At 35.0% G+C, this 2647-nt stretch carries 4 protein-coding genes; all 4 read right to left on the bottom strand.

Features of this window, described 5'->3' with window-relative positions; all coding sequences use genetic code 11:
• Positions 1–389, bottom strand: a 389-nt coding sequence (locus AC1DRQ_RS30640; protein ID WP_477429777.1) for a heme exporter protein CcmB, incomplete at its 3' end; no start/stop codon positions are given.
• Positions 390–636: 247 nt separating this feature from the next.
• Positions 637–1038, bottom strand: a complete 402-nt coding sequence (locus tag AC1DRQ_RS30635) for a hypothetical protein (RefSeq protein WP_477429775.1) — start codon at positions 1036–1038, stop codon at positions 637–639.
• Positions 1022–1786 (bottom strand): class I SAM-dependent methyltransferase, encoded by a 765-nt coding sequence (locus tag AC1DRQ_RS30630; protein ID WP_477429773.1) that lies wholly within the window; start codon positions 1784–1786, stop codon positions 1022–1024. Before AC1DRQ_RS30630 ends, AC1DRQ_RS30635 begins: the two co-directional genes overlap by 17 nt.
• Positions 1774–2514: a DUF2071 domain-containing protein gene (locus AC1DRQ_RS30625; RefSeq protein ID WP_477429771.1), complete on the bottom strand. Its 741-nt coding sequence runs from the start codon at positions 2512–2514 to the stop codon at positions 1774–1776. The genes AC1DRQ_RS30630 and AC1DRQ_RS30625 overlap by 13 nt, the downstream gene beginning before the upstream one ends.
• Between the last annotated feature and the right edge of the window lie 133 nt (positions 2515–2647).

The raw sequence follows: 2647 nt of genomic DNA, 5'->3' as shown, positions 1-2647 counted from the left end.
AGTGTATTGGTGAAAAATATCATATATACTCCTAAAGCCAACACACTCAGTAACGACATTAGCAGGATGTTATAAATAGTTTTTGAGAGGATAATGGCCTGCGGACTTGCTATAGAGTAATAGTAAAGCAAACGGCTCTTGCTCTCCTGCATAAAGCTTTTGGCAATGGCATTAACTGATGCAAACAGCATAATGATCCAGAACAAAACATTCCATACCACCGCGTAACCACTGCTGCCGCTAAAGCCCGGGGTTAGGTTAAATGAAATATAACAAACAAATACCGTTGATACTACATACAACAAAACACCATTAAAAGCATATTTTGATCGCCACTCCAGCAAAATTTCCTTTTTAAACAGATGCCAGGTTTCATTAACGAGCTTCATAGCGGCAAAGGTAATAATTTGCTGTTAGTGATGATTAATCATTTTGTCCCCTCCGACTCCACTATCTCTATAACCTCTTAATATTAGAATCACATAGAAATATAATCAGCTAAATGAAGATGCTTATCTTATGCAATGCCAAACATATTAGTCAAACTATTAAGCCAAAAAGACCGAGGCTAGAGGTTATAATAATTTCTATGAAAATTGCGCTGATATTATCGGAACCCACGACAAGAAACGGCACTTAATAACCCTTATAATATATCAAGCAGAATAATGTCGCCAAATACATCCATAGTAGCAAGAATACAACATGAACTGTAGTTTCCGGTTTTTTACCTTTCCAAAGATTTGAAGAGTACCCGAAAAATTGGACAAAAAGTCTTGCAATCCAAAATATGCCTAATCCTAAGGATACTCTCTGACCCAATTTTGTTTCAATTAAATCTACTGAAGAAGTAAGGCATAGAATACCCATCAGAAAAAGAATTAAAGCAATAAAGAAAGTATGTACATACATCATTTGCTTATTAATCAAACTAACTTTTCGCAATTCATTCACCCAATTGAAGTATTTAGGAAAAATACTGTGAACAAATGCAAGTAGGATTAAAACAAAACCAATTATCTTAACTTGTTTTTCCATCGCTTACAAGAATGAAATTGGTAATAAACGGAGTTATTTTGGTTTCCTTCGCAATGCTTAGTCCAGCAATTTGAAATGTATTGTACCAGGAAGTTCTCGACAAGAAGTGAAAAAAGCCAATGCTGTAAGCAATAAAATTAGGAACATCTCTCAAGTGCTCCAATAGAACAATTTTTCCACTAGGCTTTAGCACTCTTTTTAATTCAATAAAAAAGTGGTCTCGTTCATCTTTATCTCTTATCTCATGAGCAGATAAAATCAAAAAAATATGATCAGCATAATCATTAGGTAATGGTACTGAGGAAGTGGCAATTAGTAGCGTTCCCTCAAAAGCTGAATAAACTTTTCTTGCCCGCTTAATCGAAATCTCCGTATGTTTTAATGGATCGTAAAAGTCGTATACCTGCAAAAATACACCCGGATATTTTTGTAGTATCAAAGAACTGGTTTCATCGAACCCAGCGTGAATATTTACAAGTCGATGTTTATCTGAAATATCTATTTGATCTAACCAACGAAGCCTATATAGACCCGATAAATCATACACATAAAAGGAAACTGCAAGGGAAGATACTATAGTTCCGGCGGGGAGTAATATGACGATAAAAACAATTCGTTGATAAGGTGTAGGTAGGAAATATCTTACCAACCATAACAATAGAACAAACCCGGCAGTTAAAAGATAAAAATGCCAATTAAACCTGAGAATGTTCCAAGTACCTTGAAGTGGCTTTCTTAGTTTACCCATTCCTCTATTTTCCCTTTTTTCCAGTAATATGGAATATTATCAATGGCAAAGGCGTTAGCCAATATGCCGTTATTTAAGCCAAGTTTACCAAAAAAAGAAATATTGTAATCAAGTACCGAAATGGGCCTTGGTTTCCAATTTTGCCGTACACCTTCAATTGTTAATACTTGTTTAGTTTGAGCATTATAGGAGAAGGTGAAGGGCAAAGGACCAGCATATTTTCTCGCTTCTTTCCAATCTATGAATGGAGAGTTGCCAGGAAGATCGACCAAGTTTTCTGATAGACCTAAATGGATAAAAAAATTTGACTGAATTGAAGTTATTTTCAAGTTGTCATCCTTTTTTTGTAGATTAATATCAGTTGTTGTGTAACTATAGCGGGAAAACATATTACCCAAAAATTCCATTACTTTTTTATCCGTCTCGGATTTTAAAATATATAATCCCCGAAGCCGCTTGCCTGCATTATTTGTATATCTTACGAAAATACGGTATCCTATTAAAACAAAATCGTTGCCTAAAACTTTCGGGAACCCTTTAGGTCTTAGATCCTTTGTTTTGACAAGTGCAACAGCCATAAATGCCCATTTATGCGCAAAAGTATCTAAACTTAAACAATCGGGTATCAGGTACTCCAAATGTTCTTTAGGAAATGCAAAAGTGAGAACGATAGACTGTTCAAAATAAGCCTCTACAGCAAAGGGATGGTTTTTTAAAGATGAAAACATACTGTGTTATACGGCTAATCTCTTGTTAAACATAAACTCATTAAAATAAATTAACACAATGAATAAGAAGGCAAAAACAGCATTACCTCTGCCCCAGAGTAGCAAATCAGGAGCATACGCCAATTCAATACAG

It is taken from the genome of Mucilaginibacter sp. P4_E8, assembly GCF_056401495.1.
The sequence above is the reverse complement of the archived record's forward strand: the minus strand, read 5'-3'. Positions and strand labels throughout refer to the sequence as shown.

Bases quoted from the DNA above. Each gene is read 5' to 3' on its own strand.
- AC1DRQ_RS30635 (WP_477429775.1), bottom strand. From the start codon at position 1,038: ATGGAAAAACAAGTTAAGATAATTGGTTTTGTTTTAATCCTACTTGCA.
- AC1DRQ_RS30630 (WP_477429773.1), bottom strand. From the start codon at position 1,786: ATGGGTAAACTAAGAAAGCCACTTCAAGGTACTTGGAACATTCTCAGG.
- AC1DRQ_RS30625 (WP_477429771.1), bottom strand. From the start codon at position 2,514: ATGTTTTCATCTTTAAAAAACCATCCCTTTGCTGTAGAGGCTTATTTT.